The sequence below is a fragment of the Clostridium paraputrificum genome (assembly GCF_900447045.1).
In the GTDB taxonomy this organism is placed as follows: domain Bacteria; phylum Bacillota; class Clostridia; order Clostridiales; family Clostridiaceae; genus Clostridium; species Clostridium paraputrificum.
In genome coordinates, this window is sequence record NZ_UAWH01000014.1 from 360,790 (window position 1) to 386,163 (window position 25,374).

The 25,374-nt window shown below is 29.4% G+C and carries 16 protein-coding genes; 13 read left to right on the plus strand and 3 right to left on the minus strand.

Annotated elements, in window-relative coordinates; genetic code table 11:
• The first annotated feature begins 81 nt into the window (after window positions 1–81).
• From DR024_RS06775 to DR024_RS06785, 3 genes are all read left to right on the plus strand, one after another.
• On the plus strand, window positions 82–2,703 hold the full coding sequence (locus DR024_RS06775; RefSeq protein ID WP_207657404.1) for a glycoside hydrolase family 38 N-terminal domain-containing protein: 2,622 nt from the start codon (window positions 82–84) through the stop codon (window positions 2,701–2,703).
• Window positions 2,704–2,765: 62 nt separating this feature from the next.
• The gene (locus DR024_RS06780; RefSeq protein ID WP_049178201.1) at window positions 2,766–3,563 is read left to right on the plus strand and encodes a MurR/RpiR family transcriptional regulator; all 798 of its coding nucleotides are present in this window, start codon (window positions 2,766–2,768) and stop codon (window positions 3,561–3,563) included.
• Window positions 3,564–3,566: 3 nt separating this feature from the next.
• Window positions 3,567–4,469 carry an ROK family protein gene (locus DR024_RS06785; protein WP_242983090.1) on the plus strand — a complete coding sequence of 301 codons (903 nt, stop codon included), beginning with the start codon at window positions 3,567–3,569 and terminating at the stop codon, window positions 4,467–4,469.
• Between the two features lie 41 nt (window positions 4,470–4,510).
• On the opposite strand, the gene DR024_RS06790 is transcribed toward DR024_RS06785, so the two are convergent.
• Window positions 4,511–4,978: a GreA/GreB family elongation factor gene (locus DR024_RS06790; protein WP_027098689.1), complete on the minus strand. Its 468-nt coding sequence runs from the start codon at window positions 4,976–4,978 to the stop codon at window positions 4,511–4,513.
• A gap of 229 nt (window positions 4,979–5,207) precedes the next feature.
• Between DR024_RS06790 and DR024_RS06795 the strand changes: the two genes are divergently transcribed.
• The 3 genes from DR024_RS06795 to ade all read left to right on the plus strand — a co-directional run bounded on the left by DR024_RS06795 (window position 5,208) and on the right by ade (window position 9,156).
• On the plus strand, window positions 5,208–5,813 hold the full coding sequence (locus tag DR024_RS06795; protein ID WP_055254167.1) for a hypothetical protein: 606 nt from the start codon (window positions 5,208–5,210) through the stop codon (window positions 5,811–5,813).
• Between the two features lie 105 nt (window positions 5,814–5,918).
• Window positions 5,919–7,250: an MATE family efflux transporter gene (locus tag DR024_RS06800; protein ID WP_111918382.1), complete on the plus strand. Its 1,332-nt coding sequence runs from the start codon at window positions 5,919–5,921 to the stop codon at window positions 7,248–7,250.
• A gap of 106 nt (window positions 7,251–7,356) precedes the next feature.
• Window positions 7,357–9,156: an adenine deaminase gene (ade, locus tag DR024_RS06805; RefSeq protein ID WP_027098686.1), complete on the plus strand. Its 1,800-nt coding sequence runs from the start codon at window positions 7,357–7,359 to the stop codon at window positions 9,154–9,156.
• A 242-nt stretch (window positions 9,157–9,398) separates the two neighbouring features.
• Here the strand turns inward: ade and DR024_RS06810 are convergent, their stop codons facing one another.
• Entirely contained in the window at window positions 9,399–10,631 is a 1,233-nt protein-coding gene (locus DR024_RS06810; RefSeq protein WP_027098685.1) for a helix-turn-helix transcriptional regulator, read from the minus strand.
• A gap of 280 nt (window positions 10,632–10,911) precedes the next feature.
• Between DR024_RS06810 and DR024_RS06815 the strand changes: the two genes are divergently transcribed.
• Window positions 10,912–13,062 carry a TIM-barrel domain-containing protein gene (locus DR024_RS06815; RefSeq protein WP_111918384.1) on the plus strand — a complete coding sequence of 717 codons (2,151 nt, stop codon included), beginning with the start codon at window positions 10,912–10,914 and terminating at the stop codon, window positions 13,060–13,062.
• A gap of 19 nt (window positions 13,063–13,081) precedes the next feature.
• The gene (pulA, locus tag DR024_RS06820; protein ID WP_172458924.1) at window positions 13,082–14,974 is read left to right on the plus strand and encodes a type I pullulanase; all 1,893 of its coding nucleotides are present in this window, start codon (window positions 13,082–13,084) and stop codon (window positions 14,972–14,974) included.
• Window positions 14,975–15,122: 148 nt separating this feature from the next.
• Here the strand turns inward: pulA and DR024_RS06825 are convergent, their stop codons facing one another.
• Window positions 15,123–17,072, minus strand: a complete 1,950-nt coding sequence (locus DR024_RS06825; RefSeq protein WP_111918388.1) for an amylo-alpha-1,6-glucosidase — start codon at window positions 17,070–17,072, stop codon at window positions 15,123–15,125.
• A 426-nt stretch (window positions 17,073–17,498) separates the two neighbouring features.
• Here DR024_RS06825 and malQ point away from each other — a divergent pair, with 426 nt between their 5' ends.
• From malQ to DR024_RS06850, 5 genes are all read left to right on the plus strand, one after another.
• On the plus strand, window positions 17,499–18,971 hold the full coding sequence (gene malQ, locus DR024_RS06830; RefSeq protein ID WP_027098682.1) for a 4-alpha-glucanotransferase: 1,473 nt from the start codon (window positions 17,499–17,501) through the stop codon (window positions 18,969–18,971).
• A gap of 17 nt (window positions 18,972–18,988) precedes the next feature.
• The gene (locus DR024_RS06835; protein ID WP_027098681.1) at window positions 18,989–21,364 is read left to right on the plus strand and encodes a glycogen/starch/alpha-glucan phosphorylase; all 2,376 of its coding nucleotides are present in this window, start codon (window positions 18,989–18,991) and stop codon (window positions 21,362–21,364) included.
• A 60-nt stretch (window positions 21,365–21,424) separates the two neighbouring features.
• Window positions 21,425–22,720, plus strand: a complete 1,296-nt coding sequence (locus tag DR024_RS17975; RefSeq protein ID WP_111918390.1) for a sugar ABC transporter substrate-binding protein — start codon at window positions 21,425–21,427, stop codon at window positions 22,718–22,720.
• Between the two features lie 63 nt (window positions 22,721–22,783).
• Window positions 22,784–23,269, plus strand: a complete 486-nt coding sequence (locus tag DR024_RS06845) for a hypothetical protein (RefSeq protein ID WP_027098679.1) — start codon at window positions 22,784–22,786, stop codon at window positions 23,267–23,269.
• A 15-nt stretch (window positions 23,270–23,284) separates the two neighbouring features.
• Window positions 23,285–25,372, plus strand: a complete 2,088-nt coding sequence (locus tag DR024_RS06850; RefSeq protein ID WP_027098678.1) for an ABC transporter permease subunit — start codon at window positions 23,285–23,287, stop codon at window positions 25,370–25,372.
• Window positions 25,373–25,374: the final 2 nt, after the last annotated feature.

Consider the following 25,374-nt stretch of genomic DNA (forward strand, 5'->3'; position numbering starts at 1 on the left):
TTAAAAATCCACTGGTGATTGTAATAAGAGCCAGTGGATTTTTACTATAGAAAAGATTTAATTCATAAAAGGAGATATATAATGAAAAAAATACATGTTTATCCCCACACACACTGGGATTATGAATGGTATTTTACTTCAAATGAATCAATTATACAGCTAGTATATCACATGGATGAAGTAATAAATGCACTAGAAGATGGAGATTTAGAAACATATTTATTAGATGGACAATTAAGTATTTTAGATGAATATATAAAGTTTGCGCCAAGTAACTTTGAAAGAGTAAAAAAACTTGTTGAAGAAGGAAAATTAATAATAGGACCTTGGTATACACAAACTGATGAACTTATTATAGATGGAGAATCAATAGCTAGAAATCTTTTTTATGGTATAAAAAGTGCATCAAAGTATGGAGATTATTTAAAGGTTGGTTATTTACCGGATTCTTTTGGACAAAGTAAGGATATGCCTAAAATATTAAATGGTTTTGATATTAAAAGAAGTATTTTCTGGAGAGGGGTATCTAAGGATGTCTGTCCCAATAGAGAGTTTATTTGGAAGGGTGAAGATGATAGTTCACTTTTAGTTTACAACATAAAAAATGGATACTTCTATGGTGGGAATTTAATTTATACTGATGATGTAGAAAAAGTGGAAAAGACAATTTTAGATGGATCACAAACTGATAATATTCTTCTACCAGTAGGAGGAGACCAGAGATTTGTAGATTTCAATTTAAAAGAGAGAATAAAATACTATAATGATAGAACTAAAAATGATTTTGAATATGTTGAAAGCAGTTGCGATAAGTTCTTTGATGAATTAGAAAAGTCAGAAGGGTTAAAAGAAGTAAAAGGTGAATTTGTAAACCCATCTAACTCTAAAATTCATAGATCAATATATTCTTCTAGATATGACCATAAGTATTTAAATGATAAGATTGAAAGAAGATTAATTTATCAATTAGAACCATTAATGGTTATAGCTCAAAATCTTGGATTAGATCCAAAGGTTGAAATGATAGAAGAAATTTGGAAGAAGTTACTTATGAACCACGCTCATGATAGTGCTTGTGGATGTAATAGTGATAAGACAAATAGAAGTATAATTTCAAGGTTAACAGAAGCAGATCAACTATCTTACTCAGCTTGTGATTATATTATAAGAAAGATAAGTGAATCTATTGAAGGTAAAGAGGAAAATGACATAATTTTATTTAATACTCTTCCTCATAGAAGAGAAGAAGTAGCAAAAGTAGTTGTTACAACTAAACTTAAGAACTTTAAAATTACAGATAAAAACGGAAATATAATTGAGCATGAAGTATTAGATGTTGTTAAAGAGTATGCAGGTAGCATTAAGAAGGATGAGTCTCAATACGATGAGAATCTATACTATTATGTTTCAAAGGTGGCATTAAAATGCAACTTAGAGCCATTAAGCATAGAAGTATTAAAGTTAGTTGAAATTGGTGAAGAAGTATACGCATTAGAAAATAAAAAAGGCAATTATATAGAAGATAATTTCTATAAGGTTGAATTCATTGATGGAAAGATTAATATCTTAGATAAGGTTAATAATAGAAAGTTAGAGGATTGCTTATACATTGAAGAAAGTGGAGATGATGGAGATACATATGACTACTCCCCTCCAGAAGAAAAGTATGATTTTAGATATAACTTAAGCTTTGAGAATGGAAATGTAGAAGTAAATAATAGAAATCTTCATAAAGATATTAAAATATGTGGAGAATTTATTGTACCAGAAAATCTTAAAGAGAGAGAATTAAATAAGAGAAGTACAAGTATACCATATAAATTAAGCTTATCATTATCCAATAAGGGTGTTATAGAATGTCATTTAGAGTTGGATAATAATGCAGACGATCATAGAATGAGAATAGTTTTAAAAACAGATGTTTTTTCAACAGAAAGCATTTCAGATACTGCTTTTGGGGTAATAAAAAGAGACAATGTTCCTGAACATATTAATGATTGGAGAGAATTAGGATGGAAAGAAGAGCCATCACCAATATATCCAATGCTTCATTTTGCAGGAATTGAAGATGAAAACTCATCAGCTACATTGTTAGCAAAAGGAATAAAAGAATATGAAATCTTAGATAACTCTAAGATTGCATTAACTTTATTTAGAGGGGTTGGATTCTTAGGAAAGCCTGATTTAATTAGAAGGCCTGGTATAGCATCTGGAAATGAATTTAGATATATAGAAACACCTGATAGTCAATTAAGGGGAAAAATGAAATTTAAATTTGCTATATATCTTAGCAATAAAATAGATGCTACATTAGTGAATAAGCTTTGGAAGAACTATAGTATAACTATTCCAAGTTATCAAATACAAGAAATAAACAGGTTTACAAATACCCTTAAATATTTTGTTATGCATCCTTTAAAGAATAGTGTGGAAGCAATAAAGAATGTAGTAGATTGTAGCGAATTAAAAGATATTGTAGTTACTTCTATAACACCTGTAGATAAGAATTCATTTACTATTAGATTTGTAAATTATAATGATAAATTAGTTGATGGAGGCAAGCTTAAGACTAATAAAGGGACTAGTTATGAGTGGGTTAATATGAATAATAGGGCTATAGTTAGTGAAGAAAAAATTAATGGCCATATAAATCTAGGAAAATTTAAAAATGGTGAAATTAAGACATTAAAAATCAATATATAGTTGAAAAAGATGGAAGAAATATATAGTATTAAATCATAGTAAGCTTTGGGAGAGATAGGAATATGAATAAAGAGATTATATTGAGGATAACTCATGCAAAGTTCAAGTTTACCTATGTTGAAGAACAGATTGCTGAGTATTTTCTAGGAAATAATAAACCAATGTCAATAAATGATTTGGCTGAGTTACTATGTGTTTCACCTGCATCAATCACAAGATTTTGTAAAAAGATAGGGCTTAATAACTATAAGGAACTTATATATTTATATAAAGAGCATCTTAAAGAAAATGATAAAATTAATATGAATAATATTTCTGTAGACTTACAAAAATCATACTTTAAAATCTTTAATCAAATTGATGGAAGCTTTAATAGGGAGAAGATTGAGGAGATTTGCGATTTAATACATAGCTATAGATTTATGCATATTTTTGCATTAGGTTTAAGTGCAACAGCAGCTCAAGATTTTAAGTTTAGATTTTCTAGAATGGGGAAATTTATAGAAGTAATTTATGATAAAGATGCTATAGATATGGCTACGGCAGTAATAGAAGAAGGAGACTTGGTATTTATATTTACTTTAAGAGGGAATAAATACCTACAAAAATGTGCAAAAGCCTTAAAGGAAAAGGGAGCTAAACTTGTAGTTATTACAGGAAATGAACATACTAAATTAAATGAATATGCAGATATAATTATAGTTACTGCTAATCTTTCTGGGGAAGAATCAACAGGAATGATATCTGCTCAAATTCCTATTTTAATACAAATAGATTTAATTCACTATTATTATGTAAGGAAATATAAAGAAGTTTTAGAAGCATGGGTTTCAACGGAAAAGGTATTTAATAAAGAGTAATATATGGGGAGGATTTTAGAGATGTATGCATGTTTAGATATAGGAGGTACTTCTATAAAAGTAGGTATTTCTGATAAGAATGGTAATTTAACTAATAAAGATAATTTAAAGGTTTCTGATGAGTTTAGTGTTATTATAGATGGAATTGTAAATTGGATAGAAGAAATAAGAAAAAGCTATGATATAGAAGGTATAGCAATTAGTGCTCCAGGAGCTGTAAATAGTAAAACTGGGGTGATTGGGGGAGCAAGTGCACTTCCATGTATTCACGGACCAAATTGGAAGGAAGTTTTATGTGAAAAAACAGGATTACCTATAAGTATTGAAAATGATGCAAACTGTGCAGCTTTAGCAGAGGCTTTTTCAGGTAAGGGAAAAGATTTAAATGATATATTATTTGTGGTATGTGGTACTGGAATTGGTGGCGCAATAATAAAAGATGGGAAAATTCATCATGGCAAACATCTTCATGGGGGAGAAGTTGGATATATGCTTATGGAAGAATCTAATGGTGAATATTTAAACTTTAGTGAAGTTGCATCTACAATGTCTTTTGTTAGAAAGGTAAGAAAGCACTATAATGATGATTCATGGAACGGAGAAAGTGTTTTTGAAGCAGCAGAAAAAGGCGACGAAGTATGTAGGGGGGCTATAGATACTTTCTATAAGAATCTAGCAAAAGGAATATTTAATTTACAACATATTTATGATCCAGAGATAATTTTGTTAGGTGGGGCAATTAGTAATAGGGAAGATTTTATTGATAGAATAAATGAAAAGTTATTGATCATAAGAGAAAAGATAAATATAGATACCCTTATGCCAAATATAGATACATGTACTCATAAAAAGGACGCTAATTTAGTTGGAGCTTTAGCTAACTTTTTAATGGAGCATGGAGAATAATAATAAAGCTTCTATGATATAAACTCATAGAAGCTTTATTATTATTCTAATATTTCAAGTATTTCTACAGTATAATTTGTACCAGGAGCATTAACTTCAACTATATCACCAGCTTTTTTACCAGCTAGTGCTTTTCCTAAATCTGATTCTATACTTATCATCATATTTTCAGGATCTAGATCCATTGTAGTAACTAATGTAATTACATCTTCATCATTATCTTCAACAAACTTTATTCTAGCTTTACTGTTAATTCCTAATACAGTTTTATCTACATTTTCATCATCAATAACTGTAGCAGTTGAAATCATAGATAATAAATATTGTATTCTGTTATCATTTTCTCTATAGTTAGCACAAGCTTCTTTATACTCAGCATTTTCAGATCTATCACCATGAGCTGCTGCAATTAACTTTTCTTTTGCTATTTCAGCCCTTTTAACAGTCATTCTATAATCTAATTCTTCTTGTAATTTTTTCATATTTTCGTGAGTAAGTATATTATTCATAGATATAAACCTCCCCTAAATCTATTACCTTAATATTATATAAATATATATAAGAAAATGAAAGGTATTTCTAAATAAGTGTGGTTGAATTAATAGTATATAATTTACAAAGGGTGCTTAAAACCCTTGTGTTAACTTAATATTTTAGGAACTGATATGTTTTTATGTATAGAGAGGAATTTATAGTTTATAATTATAAAAGAATTATTATGTATTGAAGGAGAAATAAATGATTAATTTAGATGAACTAAAGCTGATAACTTCCCAAGAATTATTAGAACAGTTATATGGTAAAAATTTAGAAACAAAGAAGGATGTTTTAGAATATATTGAGAGAACAAAAATACTTAAGGGGGAAGGAGTACCTCAAGAGCTTATTGATGATACTTATAAATTAATTGATGAAAGTATAGATAATATGAAGTCTAAGGTTAAGCCTAATACAATAATGTTCTTAAAGAATACTCTAAAGTCTTCTCTAGGAAAGCTAGTGAAAGAAAAGAAAGAAAATAAACCTGAAAGTGGGTTTATTAAATTCTTTAAAAAAGCATATCCAGAAGGGAAGAGAAATAGGAATTTTACTTATGTATTAATGGATAATAGTAAAATTTCTGCTGAACAAATTTGGACTACTTTAACTTATATAAATAGACAGTATTTAAAAGATAATCTAACTATTTCTAGTGAAGAGAAAAAAGAAATTATAGATATGATTCAAAGAATGTTAGATAAGAGGGATATTAAATATGTAAATCAAATAAAGAGTATGGATAAACTTCTAAAAATGCTTAATATTAAAATAAAAGAAGAAAAAGGAAGTTTTAAAGTAAAGTAGCAAAGGCCGTCAATACTTATTGACGGCTTTTATAATGTTACTAATTAGGAAAAGTATGGTATATTTATAAGAGATATCTTGGAAGTTAGTGGCAGGGGGATTATTATGTTAGACATGACAAAAGGGAATAGTAATAAGCTTATAATTAAGTTTGCATTACCTATGATTTTGGGAAATATATTCCAGCAATTATATAACCTTGTAGATACTATTGTAGTTGGAAGGTTCGTTGGACCAGAGGCATTAGCTGCTGTTGGTTCTTCTTTTGCAATAGTAACTTTTATAACATCAATAATAATTGGCTTATCTATGGGGGTAGGAGTTATACTGGCTCAAAGCTATGGTTCTAAAGAAAATGATAAATTTAAAGAAATATCTATTACCTCTTTTATATTTATTGGGGGTATTACTTTAATATTGATGGTAATTTCTCTAATATCCATAAACTTATTGTTGGATTTATTTAATATGCCATCAGAATTATTAGGGGTAGCTAAAGAATATTTAATAATAATTTTATTAGGACTTGGATTTACTTTTATATATAATTTAGCAACTGCTATTTTAAGAGCAATAGGGGACTCTAAAAGACCTTTATATTTTTTAATTATTGCTTCAGTAATTAACGTAGTGATAGATTTAGTTTTTGTAATAAATTTTAATTTAGGTGTAAAAGGAGTTGCACTTGCAACAATAATTGCTCAAGGGGTTTCAGCAATTCTGAGTATTATATATGTATTTAAGAATATATCCTTTATAAAATTTGAGAGAAAAGATATTAGAATTAAAAAGGATACTTTGAAGCTAGTAGCTAATTATTCTATTCTAACTTCAGTTCAACAATCAATAATGAATTTTGGAATACTTATAGTTCAAGGGCTAGTTAATACATTTGGAGTAACTGTAATGGCAGCTTTTGCAGCAGGAGTAAAAATAGATTCTATAGCTTATATGCCAGTTCAGGATTTTGGAAATGCTTTTTCAACTTATGTGGCACAAAACAAAGGGGCTGGAAAGCCTGAAAGAATAAAAGAAGGTGTTAAAGGAGCAATTAAAATAATAATAGCTTTTTGCTTCTTTGTATCAACTTTGATTTTAGTCTTTTCTAAGAATATAATGCTTCTATTTGTAGATAAAGGTGAGGAAGAAGTTATAAGGCTTGGAGTTGAATATATATCAGTAGTTGCAATTTTTTATGTTCTTATAGGATTTTTATTTATGTTCTATGGTCTTTATAGAGGACTTGGTATGTTAAAAATGTCTATTATTTTAACTATAATCTCTTTAGGAAGTAGGGTTATACTTTCATATATTCTATCTGCAACTACTTTAGGCGCAAATGGAATATGGTGGTCAATACCTATTGGATGGGCATTAGCAGATGGAGTTGGTTTTTATATTTACAGAAAATCACGAACGATATTAAATAAAAAATAAAAATAATTTGTGTATTTGCAGTTGTATATGGTAAAATTGGGGTGAGATTTAAAATAATGTGTTGAAATATAAAGAATATTATAATAAGTAATTAGGGAGAGGTTATATGTTTAATAAATTTAATGTGAAACCATTATGGGAAGTAAGTAAGAAAATTGTTGCTGTATCTCAAGGATATCAATCAGCAGATATAGTAATTACAAATGCAAAGCTTATAAATGTATGCACTAGAGAAGTAATTGATAATACTGATGTTGCAATTAGTGAAGGAAGAATTGCTTTAGTTGGAGATGCAAAGCATTGTGTAGGGGAAGGAACAGAAGTAATTGATGCAAAGGGACAGTATATAGCTCCTGGATTTTTAGATGGTCATATCCATGTTGAATCATCAATGCTTAGTGTTAGTGAATATGCACGTTCAGTAGTACCTCATGGTACTGTAGGAATATATATGGATCCACATGAAATTTGTAATGTACTTGGGTTAAATGGTGTACGTTATATGATAGAAGATGGTAAGGGAACACCACTTAAGAATATGGTAACTACTCCATCATGCGTGCCAGCAGTTCCAGGATTCGAGGATACAGGGGCAGCAGTAGGACCTGAAGATGTTGCAGAAACTATGAAGTGGGATGAAGTTGTTGGTCTTGGAGAAATGATGAATTTCCCAGGAATATTATATTCTACAGATCATGCACATGGAGTAGTAGGAGAAACATTAAAAGCTAACAAGATAGTAACAGGACATTATTCTCTTCCTGAAACAGGGAAGGGGTTAAATGGATATATAGCATCAGGAGTAAGATGTTGTCATGAATCTACAAGAGCAGAAGATGCATTAGCAAAGATGAGACTTGGAATGTATTCAATGTTTAGAGAAGGTTCTGCATGGCATGATTTAAAGGAAGTTAGTAAGTCAATTACTGCAAATGAGGTGGATAGTAGATTTGCAATATTAATATCTGATGATACACATCCACATACTTTACTTAAGGATGGACACTTAGATCATATTATAAGAAGAGCTATTGAAGAAGGAATAGATCCACTAGTAGCAATACAAATGGTTACTATAAATTGTGCTCAATGTTTCCAAATGGATCATGAATTAGGGTCAATAACTCCAGGAAAATGTGCAGATATAGTTTTTATAGATGATTTAAATAAGATTAATATAACAAAGGTTATTATAGATGGTAACGTAGTTGCTGAAAATGGAGTTTTAACAACTGAAATAGCAGAGTACCATTATCCAGAAGATGCAATGAATTCAATGCATATAAAGGAAGAAATAACTCCAAAATCATTTGATATATTAGCTGAAGGTAAAGATAAGGTTAATGCAAGAGTTATAGAAATTATTCCAGCAAGGGTTGGAACATATGAAAGACATATTGAATTAGAAGTTAAAGATGGAAAAGTTCAATGTGATGTAAGTAAAGATGTTCTAAAGGCAGCTGTATTTGAAAGACACCATGAAACAGGTAAAGTTGGATACGGATTTGTAAAAGGCTTTGGAATTAAAGGGGGAGCAATGGCTGCGACAGTTGCTCACGATGCTCATAATTTATTGGTTGTAGGAACAAATGATGAAGATATGGCTTTAGCTGCTAACACATTAGTTGAATGTGGTGGTGGTATGGTAGCTGTTAAAGATGGTAAGGTATTAGGATTAGTTCCACTTCCAATAGCAGGACTTATGAGTGATAGGCCGTTAGCTGAGATGGCTGAAAAGGTTGAAGGTTTAGATAAGGCATGGAAAGAAATTGGATGTGATATTGTATCTCCATTTATGACAATGGCTTTAATTCCACTTGCTTGTTTACCAGAATTAAGACTAACTAACAGAGGATTAGTTGATTGCACAAAGTTTGAACTTGTTCCACTATTCGTAGAAGAATAATAAAAAGTAAGACCAAATAAGAGTGAATAATATTCTTATTTGGTCTTAAATTTTTATATAATTATAATTTTATAAAAAATAGCAAAAAAAGAAAGATGATGGGTACTCATCTTTCAACTATGGTATAAAAGGGTATTGAGAATTTATGAGAGGTTATATGGTCAATAACCAATTACTATGATACGACATTTTGTCGAAAAAGCCAATACCTTTTTTAAAAAAATATGTAGAAATTTTATCCATTACTTAAGGAATAAAGCATCTTTGTACCTTCTGTTATGAATATAGTACTCTTTTAGATAGGAAATAAATACTTTTCTCAATTCTACAAGTTGAGTAATGTCATCAACAATATATATTAATAATCCTTCCCAAATAGGACTTTTAATATAATTTTCATTTTCAATATAAAAATTAAATAACTTAAATAATATATTAGCTAAATCCTTACTTATATGCTCTAAAGATTGAGGAGTATCTAGCTTAGTTATTGAATTCTTTAAATTCTCTTTATCTTCTAAAGTAAAATATATTAAACACTCTATAACTGAATCAGGAATAATCATTCTGTGATCTATTAATCCAGAGTTCTTTTTTAAGTATTTCAAAGAAGTATTATAGTCTTGTATTTTAAAATATGACCAAGCAAGCATTGAATTAATATACTCAATATAATAGGAATTATTAATCTTTTCAGCCATTCTAAGAGACATTTTTAAGTAATTTATGGCATCTGCATGATTATCTAGCATGAAATATACTTCAGCTGTTTTTTCATAACTTTCCATTATACTAATAAAGTTTCCTTCCTCTACATATAAAGCTAATGCCCTTTTTATTGAATCATATGCTTTAATTGGGTTATTTTCCACTCTATAAACATAGGAAAGCCAGTAATAACCATGACCATTTTCTTTATAGTTTAGCGCTTTTTCAATATATCTTTTTCCTTCGGATATATCTCCTGTAATATTTAAGATATCAACACCAATATAGAAGTTATATAATGACTCTTGCTTGGGAGATAATAAATCAAAAGCTGAAAGTATTGATTCTTTGGCACCTTCAAATTTATCTCTCTCTGGAGTACTACAATATCTAGCTAGTTTGACCAAATAATAGTCAAGTATAAGAGGAGATGTAATAAAGTCATCTTCATGCTTTTCTATATCACTGAATATTTTATTTGTATAATCAAATTCATTAAAATTAAGATCATTAAGAAATCTCTCAAATGATTTTAAGCCTTTTTCTATAAATTCAGGACTATCGTTGAATTTTAGGCCAAGTCTTTCAAAAAGAATAGATATAACATCATCACTTGGAAGTAATTCACCATTCTCGATACGGCTTAAGTAGGATGGTACACAGATTCCTTTTGCAAGAGCTTTTTGACTCATATTCTTCTTAATTCTATTTAATCTAACTATTGATCCAATAACTTTCTGATTATTTTTGTATAAAACATCATTCATTTATTAAACCTCTCATTTGTAAAATTTTGTTCATTTCCTTAAGGTTAACATAGCAAAAATATTTAAGTCAATGTTTACATGCTATTTTTAACATAATAAGACTATAAATTGTATGAGAATTTCATAGTAAAATTATATGCTTAAAAAATGATTTTTATATCATATTTCACAAGGGATTATATTTCATAAATCGTTGAAATAGGTGAAGTCACTTTGTTACTATAAAATTAAAATATAGGTAGTTAATAGTTATAAATGATTGTAATTTAAGGAGGAGTTTATGAAGAGTTATATTGTAAATAAAAACGTAGTTAGATATGAGTTTGGAAAGCCTATTGAAACATATTCTGTAATAGAAAAAGGAGTAAGTGAAAGTGACATAGAATTTAAATATTTTCAGTTAAATTTAGGTGAGGAAATTAAACTAAAATATAATATGGGAAAAAAAGATATAGTATATGGATTAGGTGAAAATATAAGGGGAATAAATAAAAGAGGATGGATATATGAAAGTTTTTGTACTGATGATCCAAATCATGCCCCAGATAAAAAATCCTTATATGGGGCGCATAATTTCTTTATTGTTGATGGAGAAAAGAAATTTGGAGTTTATATAGATTTCCCAAGTAAAATTATTTACGATGTAGGATATGAAAAAAAGGACAAGCTAGAGATAACAATTGAGGGCAAGGATGCTGATATTTATATAATTAATGGAGAGACAGTAAAAGAGATAGTGCAAAATTTCTTAAAGATAATAGGAAAAGGATATGTACCTCCAAAGTGGGCTTTTGGTTATATACAAAGTAGATGGAGTTATCCAACAGAAGAGGCAGTAGAAAGTCTAGTTAATGAGTTTATAGAAAGGGATATTCCTTGTGATGGTATATGTCTAGATTTAGATTATATGGATAATTATAAGGATTTTTCTTTAAGTGATGAAAGATTCCCTAATTTTGAAGAAGTAACTAGAAGACTAAAGAGTAAGGGTGTTAAGATAATTCCAATAATAGATGCTGGTGTAAAGATAGAAGATGAATATGATATTTATGAAGAAGGTATAGAGAATGATTATTTTGTCATAGATAAGGATAGAAAACCTTTTGTAGCAGCAGTTTGGCCTGGAAAAGTACATTTTCCAGATTTTTTAAATAAAGATGCAAGAAAATGGTTTGGCAAAAAGTATAAGTGCTTGATTGATAAGGGGATTGAAGGTTTTTGGAATGATATGAATGAACCAGCAATCTTTTATAGTGAAAATGGAATAAATGATGCTTATAGAAATATTGACGAATTAAGAACTAAAGAACTTAATATAGATTCATTCTTCAAATTTAAAGATGTTGTATTAGGTTTAAGCAATAGTATGAATGATTATAAAGGTTTTTATCATAAGACAGAGAATGGAATAGTTAACCATTATGATATTCATAATTTATATGGATTTAATATGACTAAAGCTGCTGCAGAAGGTTTTGAAGAAATAGATAGTAATAAGAGATTCTTGTTGTTTTCAAGGGCATCATTTATTGGAGCACATAGATATGGTGGTATTTGGACTGGAGATAATTGCTCATGGTGGGAGCATCTAAATTTAAACATGAAGATGTTACCTTCTATAAATATGTGTGGATTTATATATAGTGGAGCAGATACTTGTGGTTTTGGAAGCAATGTAGATCCAGAATTAGCTATAAGGTGGAACCAGTTAAGTATATTTGCCCCTTTATATAGAAATCATTCTTCTATGGGGACAAGAAATCAAGAGCCATTTGCATTTGATGAGTATACAGAAAAGACTATAAAAAATATTATTAAGTTTAGATATGCAATGATTCCTTATCTTTATTCAGAATATATGAAGGCTATAAATTCAAGTGATATGCTAATAAAGCCTTTAAGTTTTGAATATAATGATGAATTTGTATCGCAAATAGAAGATCAATTGCTAGTAGGAGATTCTATTATGATTGCCCCAGTTTATGAACCCAATAAGAGTGGAAGATATGTGTATCTACCAGAGGATATGCTTTTATGGAAGGTTAAGAAATATACTAGTAAAGACTTTGATGTAATTAATAAAGGCCATAATTACATTAATTTAGATTTAAATGAATTTGCAGTATTTATAAGAAAGAATAGAATGTTTGTTTATGGTGAGCCTGCACAAAATACAGAATTATTAAATAATGAAACATTAAATGTATTAGCATTTGTAGCAGATAGGGCAGAGTATGATTTATATGATGATGATGGAATAAGTAAGGAATATCTATTAGGAGAGCATTCAAACTTAAATATAACAATTACATTAGAAGAAGATAAGCATACAATAGTAGTAAAGAATAGTGGAAATAATAAGGTGAAAGAACTTTTAGTAACTATTATAACAGCAAAAGGAAAAATAATCACTGAAAAAGTAAATGTATAATTTCTTAAGAGAGGTGCTTATGAAAAAACTAGATATAAAGAAAATAGACAGTCTTCATTATTATGAAAATAATGATTTAGGCTATGAACTTAAAGGGAAACAAAATGTTTTTAAGGTTTGGTCACCTATAGCTGATGAAATGTACCTATGTATATATGATGGGTATGATGATATAGAAGGAAAAGAATATCCTATGGAAAAAGGGCATAAAGGGGTATGGCAAATCACTTTAGATGGAAACTTAGAGAATAAGTTTTATACTTTCATTGCTTTAATAGATGGAGTTAAAAGTGAGGGGGTAGACCCTTATGCAAAAGCTATATCTGTAAATGGAGAAAAAGGTGCAATTATAGATATGAATAAAAGTAATCCAGAAGGATGGAGTACTCATGTCATACCCAATAGGTTATATGGTACAGATTCAATTATATATGAGGTAAGTGTAAGAGATTTATCATCTGATAATGAGTCGGGAATAAGGAATAAGGGTAAGTTTCTAGCCTTAGCAGAGAAAAGTACAAAAGGGCCTAAAGGAATTAAAACAGGAATATCACATATAAAAGATTTAGGAGTAACCCATGTACAACTTTTACCTATATTTGATTTTTCCACTATAAATGAAAGAGAGCCTTATAGTGAAGAAAAGTATAATTGGGGGTATGATCCTGCTAATTATAATGTACCAGAAGGTAGTTATTCAACAGATCCATATAATCCAGTTACAAGGATAAGAGAGTTGAAAGAGGCTATTAAGTCTGTACATGAAAGTGGTATGTCTGTAATAATGGATGTAGTTTATAATCATATGTATGATGTAGAAAAATCAGGTTTTAACAAATTAATGCCTGGATATTATTTTAGATATAACAGTGATGGGAAGCTATCTAATGAAAGTATGTGTGGCAATGGAATAGCATCTGAAAATGCTATGGTTAGAAAATTTATAGTAGACTCTATAGTTTACTGGGCTAATGAATATAAAATTGATGGATTTAGATTTGATCTTATGGGATTGCTTGATGTAGAAACTATGAATAAAGTTAGGGAAGAGTTAGATAAGATAGATCCTAATATAATTATTTTAGGTGAAGGTTGGAATATGCCAAGTCTCTTAAGATATGAAGAAAAAGCCGTACAAGGAAATGCTTATAAGTTAAATAACATTGCTTTCTTTAATGATGGAATTAGAGATGGATTAAGAGGCAATCCATTTTCTCATGAAGTTAGAGGATTTCTAAGTGGAGAATATAATAAGGAATGTGATGTAAAGAGAGGAATAGTAGGAGGAATTAAATATTCGGATTATATTCAATCCTGGGGCGATGTATCTCCTAATCAAGTAATAAATTATATTGAATGTCACGATAATCATACTTTATATGATAAATTAAATCTTACAGTAAAAGATGATAATGATTTGAAATATATGAGCAGATTGGGAACTAGTATAATTTTATTATCTCAAGGAATTCCATTTTTACATGCAGGACAAGAATTTTTAAGAACTAAGTATGGTGTTGAGAATTCATATAATTCCTCAGATTCAGTTAATAAGATCGATTGGAGAAGAAAGCTAAAAAATATAGATACATTTAATTATGTTAAAGGATTAATAAGACTAAGAAAAGCTTATCCAGCTTTTAGAATGAGGACTGTAGAAGAAATAAGAAATAAACTCACATTTATAAATACTCCAATGAATTCAGTGGGGTATAAGCTGTTAGATAATATTAATGGAGATATAATAGTTATTCATAATGCAAATAAGAATAGGATACAAGTAGATTTTGATCATTATTATAGATTTAATATTATTGTTAACAAAGAAAAGTCTGGAGTAGAAGTAATAGAAGTAGTAGAAGATAATAAATTATTTGTTGATGGATTATCAACTTTAGTTGTAAAAGTATAAAAGAAATCGCAAAAGCGATTTCTTTTTTGAATATAGAAAAGCAATAATATAACAATATATAAATATAAAAACATATGAATATAAGAATAAATAAATATGTAAATATATATTTATATAAATATGCTGAGATATTTTAAAAATAAAAAATTTAAATTGTTAAATGATAAAATACTCTTAAGATTTCTGATACGCTCCAAGCTTGTGCAAAGCATCCTCTAGATTCATTAGGATTTAATCCATCATATATTTCAGCAATTTGTCCAACGCATCCTTCTCTTAAGCAAGACTCAAAGTATTCTAGTTGTTCACGTACTTTTTCTTTGGCCTTAACAGAATAATCATTTACTTTAAGATAAGATATGAAATATCCTCCAAGAGGAAATGGCCAAACTGTGCCTTGATGATATGACATGTCACGTTTAAAGTGGCTACCGCCATATTCCTTTACAAATTCTTTATCATATTTACTTAATGTTCTAAGTCCATAAGGAGTATATAGTTCTTGATATACTTTATCTACAACTAATTTTGCTTTATCATTGCATAATGGAGAGAAGGGAACCATTACAGCCCAAATCTGATTAGATCTAACTTGATTGTCATAGTTATTTCCGGATACAACATCCTTAAGACATTTTTTTTCTTCATTCCAGAATTTTTCTTCAAATGATTTTTTAACTTTATGGCTTAAGGAATCAAATTCACTTACATTAAAATTTAGTTTAGTGCCAAAAAAAGAAGCTACTTTTAATGCATTATACCAAAATGCATTAACTTCAACAGGTTTTCCATGTCTTGCAGTAGGTAATATATCATTGAATCTTACATCCATCCAAGTTACTTGGTGGAAGCCCTCTCCAGCATTAATTAGATAATCATCATCCATATATATATTAAAATCAGTGCCATGCTTGTACCAATTTATAATATCTAATATAGGTTGAAAAGCTTCTTCTTTGATAAATTTTAAATCATTACTAGCTAAATAATATTCATAAAGTGCATAAATGTATAAAAGGGAGGCATCTACTGTGTTATACATTGGCTCAATTCCGCCTTCTGGAAAAAGGTTAGGCATTAGTCCTTTATTAATATGTTTTATAAATGTTCTAAAGATATCTTTAGCATCATCAAATCTTTTTGTACTTATGCAACTACCAAGTACAGCAAACATAGTATCGCGTCCCCAATCCTCAAACCATGGATATCCAGCCAATATAGTTTTTGCGTTAGTAGAGTCTCTATGACTAATGAATTGGTCACTAGCTCTTACTAAGGTTTTTGCTAAATCATCCTCAAAGCCAGCATTATTTATTAATTTTTTTTGTCTATCTATTTCATTACTTATTAAAGTATCAATATCTTTAATATCTTCATTTTCTAGAGTGAAAATAAGTTGGTATTCAGATTGGCTTTTTCCATTACATTCAAAATAATAAGAAACTAGTGTTGTTCCTGAACCAACGGCATTTCTACCATCTACTGCATCATATGCAAAGTAATAATCATTAATAAATGTTGGTGTAGATAATTCTTTGCTAGAATAGTTCGAATGGATATTAAGTTCTATATCATTAGCAATAAATGTATCATTTTTAATTGTATAATTATGAGGTGATGATAATATTTCCCCTCTTTTGGCAAATACAAAAACAGGAATAACTTCAAGTTTCACATCTTTATCATTTCTATTATTTATAGAGTATTTTATACCTAAGGTATTTTTACCTTGCTCATATACAATAGTTTTTATAATTTCTACCCCATCATAGAAATATGTCCATTTAGGAAGATATTCTTGGGAAAAAGAATGTATATTGTGAAAACCAGCTATATTTTTGGTATAGCATACATATTCCTGAGAACTTAAATGAACTTCTTTATTATCAATTCTAAGTATCTCTTCAACTTTGCTGATTATATTTTTTCGATTATTTGGAGCTTTAGTACAAGCCATAAATAATGAATGATCATTTCTAGCTAGAGAGTTAATAAGGGTTGTACTAGAAAAGCCCCCTAGTCCATTAGTTAGTAAATAGCAATGTTCATTACCAGACTTAAATGATTTAAAGTCGTTTTTACCATAGTTAAATTTCATTTGAATCCTCTCCCTTAAATAGATATTTGTATAATTTTGTAGAAAATGCTTTACTATACATTTCATATGGATAAATTTGAGTTGAGTTTAACAAAGAGGTATTCCAAAGTCAATATGATTATTACTAGAGATTAAAAAGTGTGAAACTTTTAGGAATTAAATCAAGTTTAAGGAAATGAGCAATAGCAATGCTTACAGCATATATAACCATAAAAAAAGCGACAAAATATCTAAAAAATGAAAAATTTCAAGCTTTAAATAGCTGCTTAAAGGAGATTTTGTAGGGGGACTTTTACACACGTGAAATGGCTCTATTTCATTGACTGTGGGGGTTTTAGATTGATATACTTTAGGTACAAGGAAGAAATCTTTTCGAAAAGAAATAGAATTGTATTTTACATTTCTAAAAACTAATGAGGTTGTAGTATGAGAAAGAGTGGAATAATATTACCTATATTTTCATTACCTTCAAACTATGGAATAGGAACCTTTGGAAAGGAAGCATATAGGTTTGTGGATTTTCTTGAGAAAGCTCAAGTAAACTATTGGCAGATATTACCTGTGGGACCTACTAGTTATGGAGATTCACCATATCAATCTTTTTCAACCTTTGCTGGAAATCCTTACTTTATTGATTTGGATATGTTAGTAGAAGATAAACTATTAAAGCAAGAAGAAATCAATGAGTATGATTTTGGTAATGATGAAAATGATATAGATTATGGAACAATGTACAAGAATAGATATAAGGTTTTAAAATTAGCTCATGAAAGAGCTAAGGTTGATCTTAAAAAAGAATTGGAAGATTTTAATGAAATTAATAAAGGTTGGATTTATGATTATGCCTTATTTATGGCAATTAAAGATTATAAAGATGGAGCACCATGGAAAGAGTGGGACAAGGATATAAGATTTAGAAAGCCACAAGCTATAGTAAAATATTCAAGCTTATTAAAAGATGAAATTGATTTTTATATGTTTTTACAATATATGTTTAGTTCTCAATGGAAAGAGCTAAAGAAGTATGCAAATGATAAAGGCATTAAGATAATAGGAGATATTCCCATATATGTAGCAGAGGATAGTGCAGATATATGGTCTAATCCAGAAATTTTTATGCTAAATGAAGAGTTAATACCTAAAGAGGTTTCAGGATGTCCGCCAGATGCTTTTTCTGATACAGGGCAACTTTGGGGAAATCCAATTTACAATTGGCAGGAACTAAAGAACCAAAATTATAATTGGTGGATTGAAAGAATAAAGTCTTCATTAGAAATATTTGATGTAATAAGAATAGATCATTTTAGGGGATTTGAAAGTTATTGGTCAATTCCTTATGGAGATGAAACTGCTATAAATGGTAAGTGGGAAAAGGGCCCTGGAAAAGATCTTTTTGATGCTATAAAAAATGAGCTTGGAGAGATAGATGTTATCGCAGAGGATTTAGGATATATAACTCCAGAGGTAAGAGAACTATTAGATTATTGTGGTTATCCAGGAATGAAGGTACTTCAATTTGCATTTGACCCAAAAGGAGATAGTGAATATCTCCCACATAATTATGAAAAGAATGTTGTAGTTTATACTGGTACTCATGATAACGATACAATAAAAGGGTGGTTTAATTCACTTAGTAAAGAGGAAAGAGAGTTTTGCAAAAGCTATACAGGAATGAAAGATGAGAATGATAACTGGAAGTTTATAAAGCTTGCAATATCAAGCGTAGCCAATATAGCAATATTACAAATGCAAGATCTTTTAAATCTAGGTGAAGAAGCAAGAATAAATATTCCATCAACATTAGGTACTAACTGGAGATGGAGAATGAGCAAAAGAGACCTTACTGATGAACTGGCAGAGAAGTTAAAAGAACTAAACAAGCTATATAGAAGAATTTAATAAAGGAGTAAGTTTAGATGCAAGTAAATACATTAGTAGATAAAATAAAGAATAATCTTATGAGGGATTATGGGAAAGAAGCTAAAGATGCTTCTATTCATGAAATGCATAACGTTGTAGCACAAGTGGTAATTTCTCAAATAACAGATAGATGGAATGAAGCAAATAAAAACTTTTATAAAAACAGACATGCTTACTATTTATCAGCAGAATTTTTAATGGGGAGAGCAGTCCAAAATAACTTAATATGCATTGGAATTTTTGATGAAGTTAAAGATGCACTAAATGAAATTGGTTTTGATATAAATCAGTTTGAAGAGATTGAAGATATGGCATTAGGAAATGGTGGTCTTGGAAGATTAGCAGCATGTTTCTTAGATAGCGCAGCAACTTGTGATATACCTTTAAATGGATATGGAATTAGGTATAAATTTGGTTTGTTTAAACAAGCTATAGAGGATGGTTTCCAAAAAGAATATGCAGACAATTGGACTGCTTTTGGTGACGAATGGAGCTTAAGAAGATTTGAGGACAGCGTTAAAGTTAAATTTGATGATATGGAAGTTGTAGCTGTGCCATATGATATGCCTATTATAGGATATGGCACAGAGAATATAGGTACATTAAGACTTTGGCAAAGTGAGGCGGTAAACGAATTCAATTTTGAACTATTTAATAATTGTGAATATGATGAGGCTATAAAAGAAAAGACAGAAGCCGAAAATATATCAGCAGGATTATATCCAAATGATAATACAGAAGCAGGAAAAGTATTACGTTATAGACAGCAATATTTCTTTACTAGTGCATCAATTCAAGATTTATTAAAGAAGTATAAAGCAGAGTATGGCAATGATTTTTCAAAGTTGGTTGAACTAAATTCTATTCAATTAAATGATACACATCCAGTAGTTGCTATACCTGAATTTATAAGAATTATGACTACTGAAAATAATGTTAGTTTCGATGAAGCTTTTATAATGGCTAAGGAAGTATTTAATTATACAAATCATACAGTAATGGCTGAAGCTTTAGAGAAATGGAATATTGAATTAGTAGAAAAATATACGCCAGAAGTTTTTGCAGTAATTGAAGAAATTAATAAGAGATTAATAAAAGAGCTTAAAAAGCTAAAGGTTAAGAAAAAAGATATAGCAAAATATGAAATTATATCAGACGGACAAGTTCATATGGCTAGAATGGCTACTTATATAGGAAAGTATGTTAATGGAGTAGCAGAAATACACAGTGAAATACTAAAAAAGGATACTTTAAAAGAATGGTATGATATATATCCAGATAAGTTCCAAAATAAAACTAATGGGATTACTCAAAGAAGATGGTTAGCATGCTGTAATCCAGAATTAACTGAACTATTAACAAGACTTGTAGGAGATGATAGTTTCTTAAAAGACTTGGATAAGTTGAAAAATATAGAAAGATATGCTGATGATGATAGTGTAATTAAAGAGTACATCGAAATAAAGAAGAAGAAAAAACGTCAACTTATTGAGTATATAGAGAAGCATGAAGGTATTAGATTAGAAGAGCATTTCATATTTGATATTCAAATAAAGAGACTACATGAATATAAGAGACAGTTTATGAATGCACTATCAATTTTAGATATTTATTATAGGTTAAAGGCTGGAGAAATAAAAGATTTCACGCCAACAGCATTTATATTTGGTGCAAAGGCAGCTCCTGGGTATGCAAGAGCAAAAGCTATTATTAAGCTAATAAATGAAATATCTAACCTTGTAAATAATGACCCTGAAACAAATGATAGATTAAAAGTTGTTTTTGTTCAAAATTATAATGTGTCTTATGCAGAAAAGTTAATACCAGGTGCAAATGTTTCAGAGCAAATATCAACAGCAGGTACAGAAGCATCAGGTACAGGTAACATGAAGTTCATGCTAAATGGAGCCGTTACTTTAGGTACTTATGATGGAGCTAATATTGAAATTGTTAGAGAAGCAGGAGAGGAAAATAACTATATATTTGGAGCAAGAGAAGAAGAAATCTTAGCAATTAAAGAGGGGTATAACCCAAAAGAAATCTATGAGAATGATGAACACATTAAGAAGGTTATTGATTCTTTAGTGGATGGAACTTTTGATGATGGAATGGAAGATGAAGAAGGAACTATAGAGGGTAGCTTCTTTGAATTATACAATTCATTATTAGAAGGGACAAGCTGGCACAAGCCAGATCACTACTTCATACTTCAAGATTTTAATAGATATTTTGAAGCTAGAATGAAGTTGAATAAAGATTTTAAAGATGAAATGAGCTTTGCTAGAAAATGTTTTATAAATACTGCTAATGCTGGATTCTTTAGTTCAGATAGAACTATAAGAGAATATGCAAAAGATATTTGGAGAATTTAAATTAAAGAGGTAAGTTATTAAAATTTATATAACTTAAAAAAGGGATGGAGGAGATTAATTATGAAGAAAAAGAAACTTATATCAGCTTTATTACTAGGTTGTATGGCATTTAGCCTTACTGCATGTGGTGGATCTGGAGATGATTCTAAGAAAGATGAAGCAGCAACTATTTCAGTTCAAGTAGAAGAAGCATGGCTTCCTTATTATGAACAAGTTAAAGAAAGAGTAATGAAAGAACATCCAAATGCTACTATTAATTTTATTAAAGTAGGTGCATTCGATCATTTAGATGTTATAGATAAGACTGATATAACTAATAAAGATGTAGCTGATGTTTTTGCATTATCAGCTGATAGACTTTATGACCTAGCTAATAAAAACGTTTTAGCTCCAATGGATGCTAAGGCTATGGCTGAAGAAGTTGGAGGATTTAAAGATTATGACGCAGGTTTAGGCGGAAATCTTAAAATAGGTGATGAATATTTAGCTTTCCCTTATAATATAGAAACATTAGTGGCTTATGTAAATAAGGGAAATGCAGAAAAAGCAGGAATAGATTTAACTAAGAATATAGAATTTAATGATTTAGCATTTGGTAAGATGGTAGTTCCAGTTCATGATGCTTGGTATGGAGTAGGATTTACAAATTCAGCATCATTTGAATTATTATCAAAGAATGGAGATAAATTAACTACAGATGCTACTAAGGAATGGAAGGACTTAACTGCAGACCAACAAAAGTTATTTGAATCTTTATACAATTACTGGAAGCCTAATTATGATAATAAAACAGACCTTTGGGATAAAGATGCAGCTTCTGGTTACTTAGATGCTCAATTCTCAGCTGATAGTGGAGCAGCTATCAGAATAGATGGTCCTTGGGCAACTACAGGATTATCTGATAAGGTTGGAGCAGATAACCTAGAAGTATTACCACTTTCTCAAATTACTGTAAATGGCAAGGCACTTAGCCACTGGAAAGGTGGATGGGGTCTTGGAATAAATGCTAGATGTGAAGAAAACAAAGCTCAAATGGCTCTAGCTGAAGACTTTATTAAAGAAATTGTTAACCCAGAATATGCTAAAGATTTATTTAATGCTACTGGTAAGATATTAGAAAACGTTGAACCATCAGCTTATGATGGAATTGGTGGAATGAATGAAAAAGTTATAAAAGCAACTTATACTTCATATGAAGCATCTATTAATAGACCATTATTCTTAGAATATGGTAAGGTTTGGGATTCATGGCAAAATGCATTATTATCTTGGTCAGCTCAAAAGCCAGCTAATGCAGAAGAAGCTTACAAGCAAGTTAAGGCTTCATTCGATGCTATGATGGGAACTATAAAATAAATAGTAACTAGTGAATAGAAAAGGAGACTGGTTCTCCTTTTCTAACAATTAAGGAGGGAGCAGATGAAAACGACAGTTGAGATGAGCAAAAAGACATTTTATTTGATAGTAGGATTGTGTGCAGTGATTATTATGATGAATTCAATTGAGAGTTTTATTAAAGCAAAAGATACAGGTTTATTTGAAGCATGGCTACAAAATCCAAATTTAAATATAGATAAAAGTCAGACGATAAATGAAATGTATTCAATATATTTGACATCATGTTTATCTGTTTTCTTTATAAGAATAATAACCCCGATAGCACTAAGTTTAAATAGTTATTTCTCTCTTGTAAAAACAGGAGTTAATAAGCTATTTGTAGCTATATGGATGGTACTAACTATAGGATTGTTTTTCTTTACAACTCTTGGAGAAACATACTTTTCAATATTTTTTATAATAAGTATAATTTGCCATATAGGATTACTATGTGTACTAATTTATTTATGGAAAGATATAAACAAACAAAAGATTATACATATTACACAAAAAACGCAGCAAGCATAAAGGGGGAAGAGAAATTTGAAAAGGTTCAATAAATTTGTATATGATAATTTAGATCGTGAATATAAAAGAAAGAATCTTTATTTATATGAAGTAGCTGATCTTCAAGAAAAGATTAAAAATGCAAATGAATCAGAAAAGGTAGAATTAAAAAATAAATTAAAAGAATTACAAAAAAATAAAAAAGATCATCAATACAATAAAGCCCTTGCTGAATTTAAAAATAGGGAAAAGTTATTTTTAAAAGAACTTGATGAAAAAGCAAAATCCTATAAATCAGATAATGGTACAAACAATAAAAAAGTAAATGCACTTGAAATAAGACTTTTTAAAGCAAAAGAAAAATTAGGATTTTATGAAAAATATATTAATCTAACATATGATGCTGAGTTGATTTATGAACAAAGCAAGGTGGAAATAATACAAATACCACCAGTAATTGAATTTGCTAAAGATAGCAAAGAAGAGTTAGATAAGGCACAAAAGGCTTTATCAGAGCTATCAGATGATGATAATAAGAAGTTCCAAGAGGAATATAATAAATTTAAAGAAGAAGAAAATAGAATTTTAAAAGAAGATATTAAAATAGTTAAATCTAGACATAGTGAAGGCCTAATTTCAGAAAAAGCTGAAGGTGAGGCTATTAGAAGATTAAAGAGAAGTAAAAAAGATAGAATTTTAGTTAAATCTTTTGAATCTAAAAAAACTTACTACAATGAAATTGTTAAAAATAAGAAGCATGAGTTAAGTAAGACTCTTAAGCAAAAAATTAATACTGTAAATATAAATGTTGCAGATATTAGAAGAACAGTTCCTGTAGAAGTTGATAAAACTATACCAATAGTTTCTTATCTTACTGTTTTAATACCAGGACTTGGACAATTAATTAATAAACAATATATAAAATCGATAATAATGTTCTTAGCAACAATATATATATATTTAATTGCAATTCCTTATTCACTTGGATTTGGTAATTATAAGGGTGATGGGGTAGCAGGGCTGATAACACTTGCTAAAGGTGCAGGAAAACTTGATAGATCAATTATATTTATGGTTGAGGGGATAGTTGCAATTGCATTCTTAGTCATTGCTTTGGTTCTTTTAGTTCTTTCATTCAAAGATGTAAATAAGGTTGAAAAGGAAGAAATTAAAGGTACTAGAGTAAGGTCATGGTGTGAAACTAGACAAAGTGTTTCAGAAGATGGACTACCTTATCTAGTGTCAATGCCTGCATTAGTTATAATTATTTTTATAGTATTTATACCAATAGTAACAACAATTTTGCTTTCAATAACTGGTATGGACCCAGAACATCAAGCAAAATTTGGTTGGGATATAATTAGTAATTACAAGATGATTGCTCTTGGTGAAGGAATGGCGGGATCAATATTCTGGAAGATCCTTGGATGGACAATTATATGGACCCTAGGAGCAACTACTCTTGCTATATTTATTGGATTTGCATTAGCATTACTTTTAAATAATGAAAGAATAAAAGGTAAGACGTTCTTTAGGTCAGTATATTTATTACCATGGGCTGTACCAGCATTTATTACTATATTATTCTTTAGTATATTGTCTTCTCCAAATGGAGCTTTAACTGAAATATTAAGAGGTGTCTTTGGAGAGGGACTGCAAATTAAGAATGATCCATTTGTATCAAAGGTAGTTCTTATTTGTATACAAGGTTGGCTTGGAAGTTCATATATTTTCTTACTTGCAACTGGGGTACTTCAATCTATAAATAAAGATTTATATGAAGCAGCTGATATCGATGGAGCCTCTTCATTTAAGAAGTTAATAAAAATAACAATTCCATTAGTTTTATTCCAAACAGCTCCACTTTTAGTTGGACAATATACATTTAACTTTAATAACTTCTCTAATATATATCTATTTAATAGTGGTGGACCGTTTAATCCAGTAGTTTACGGAAACTTGGCTGGTGAAACAGATATCTTAATATCTTATATATATAAACTAACTATAGAAAACCAATATCAAGCGTTAGGTGCTGCAATTACTGTAATAATTTCAATTGCATTAATGGTTATAGCTTATATAGGATATAGAAACACCGATGCATTTAGAAAGGAGAAGTAATT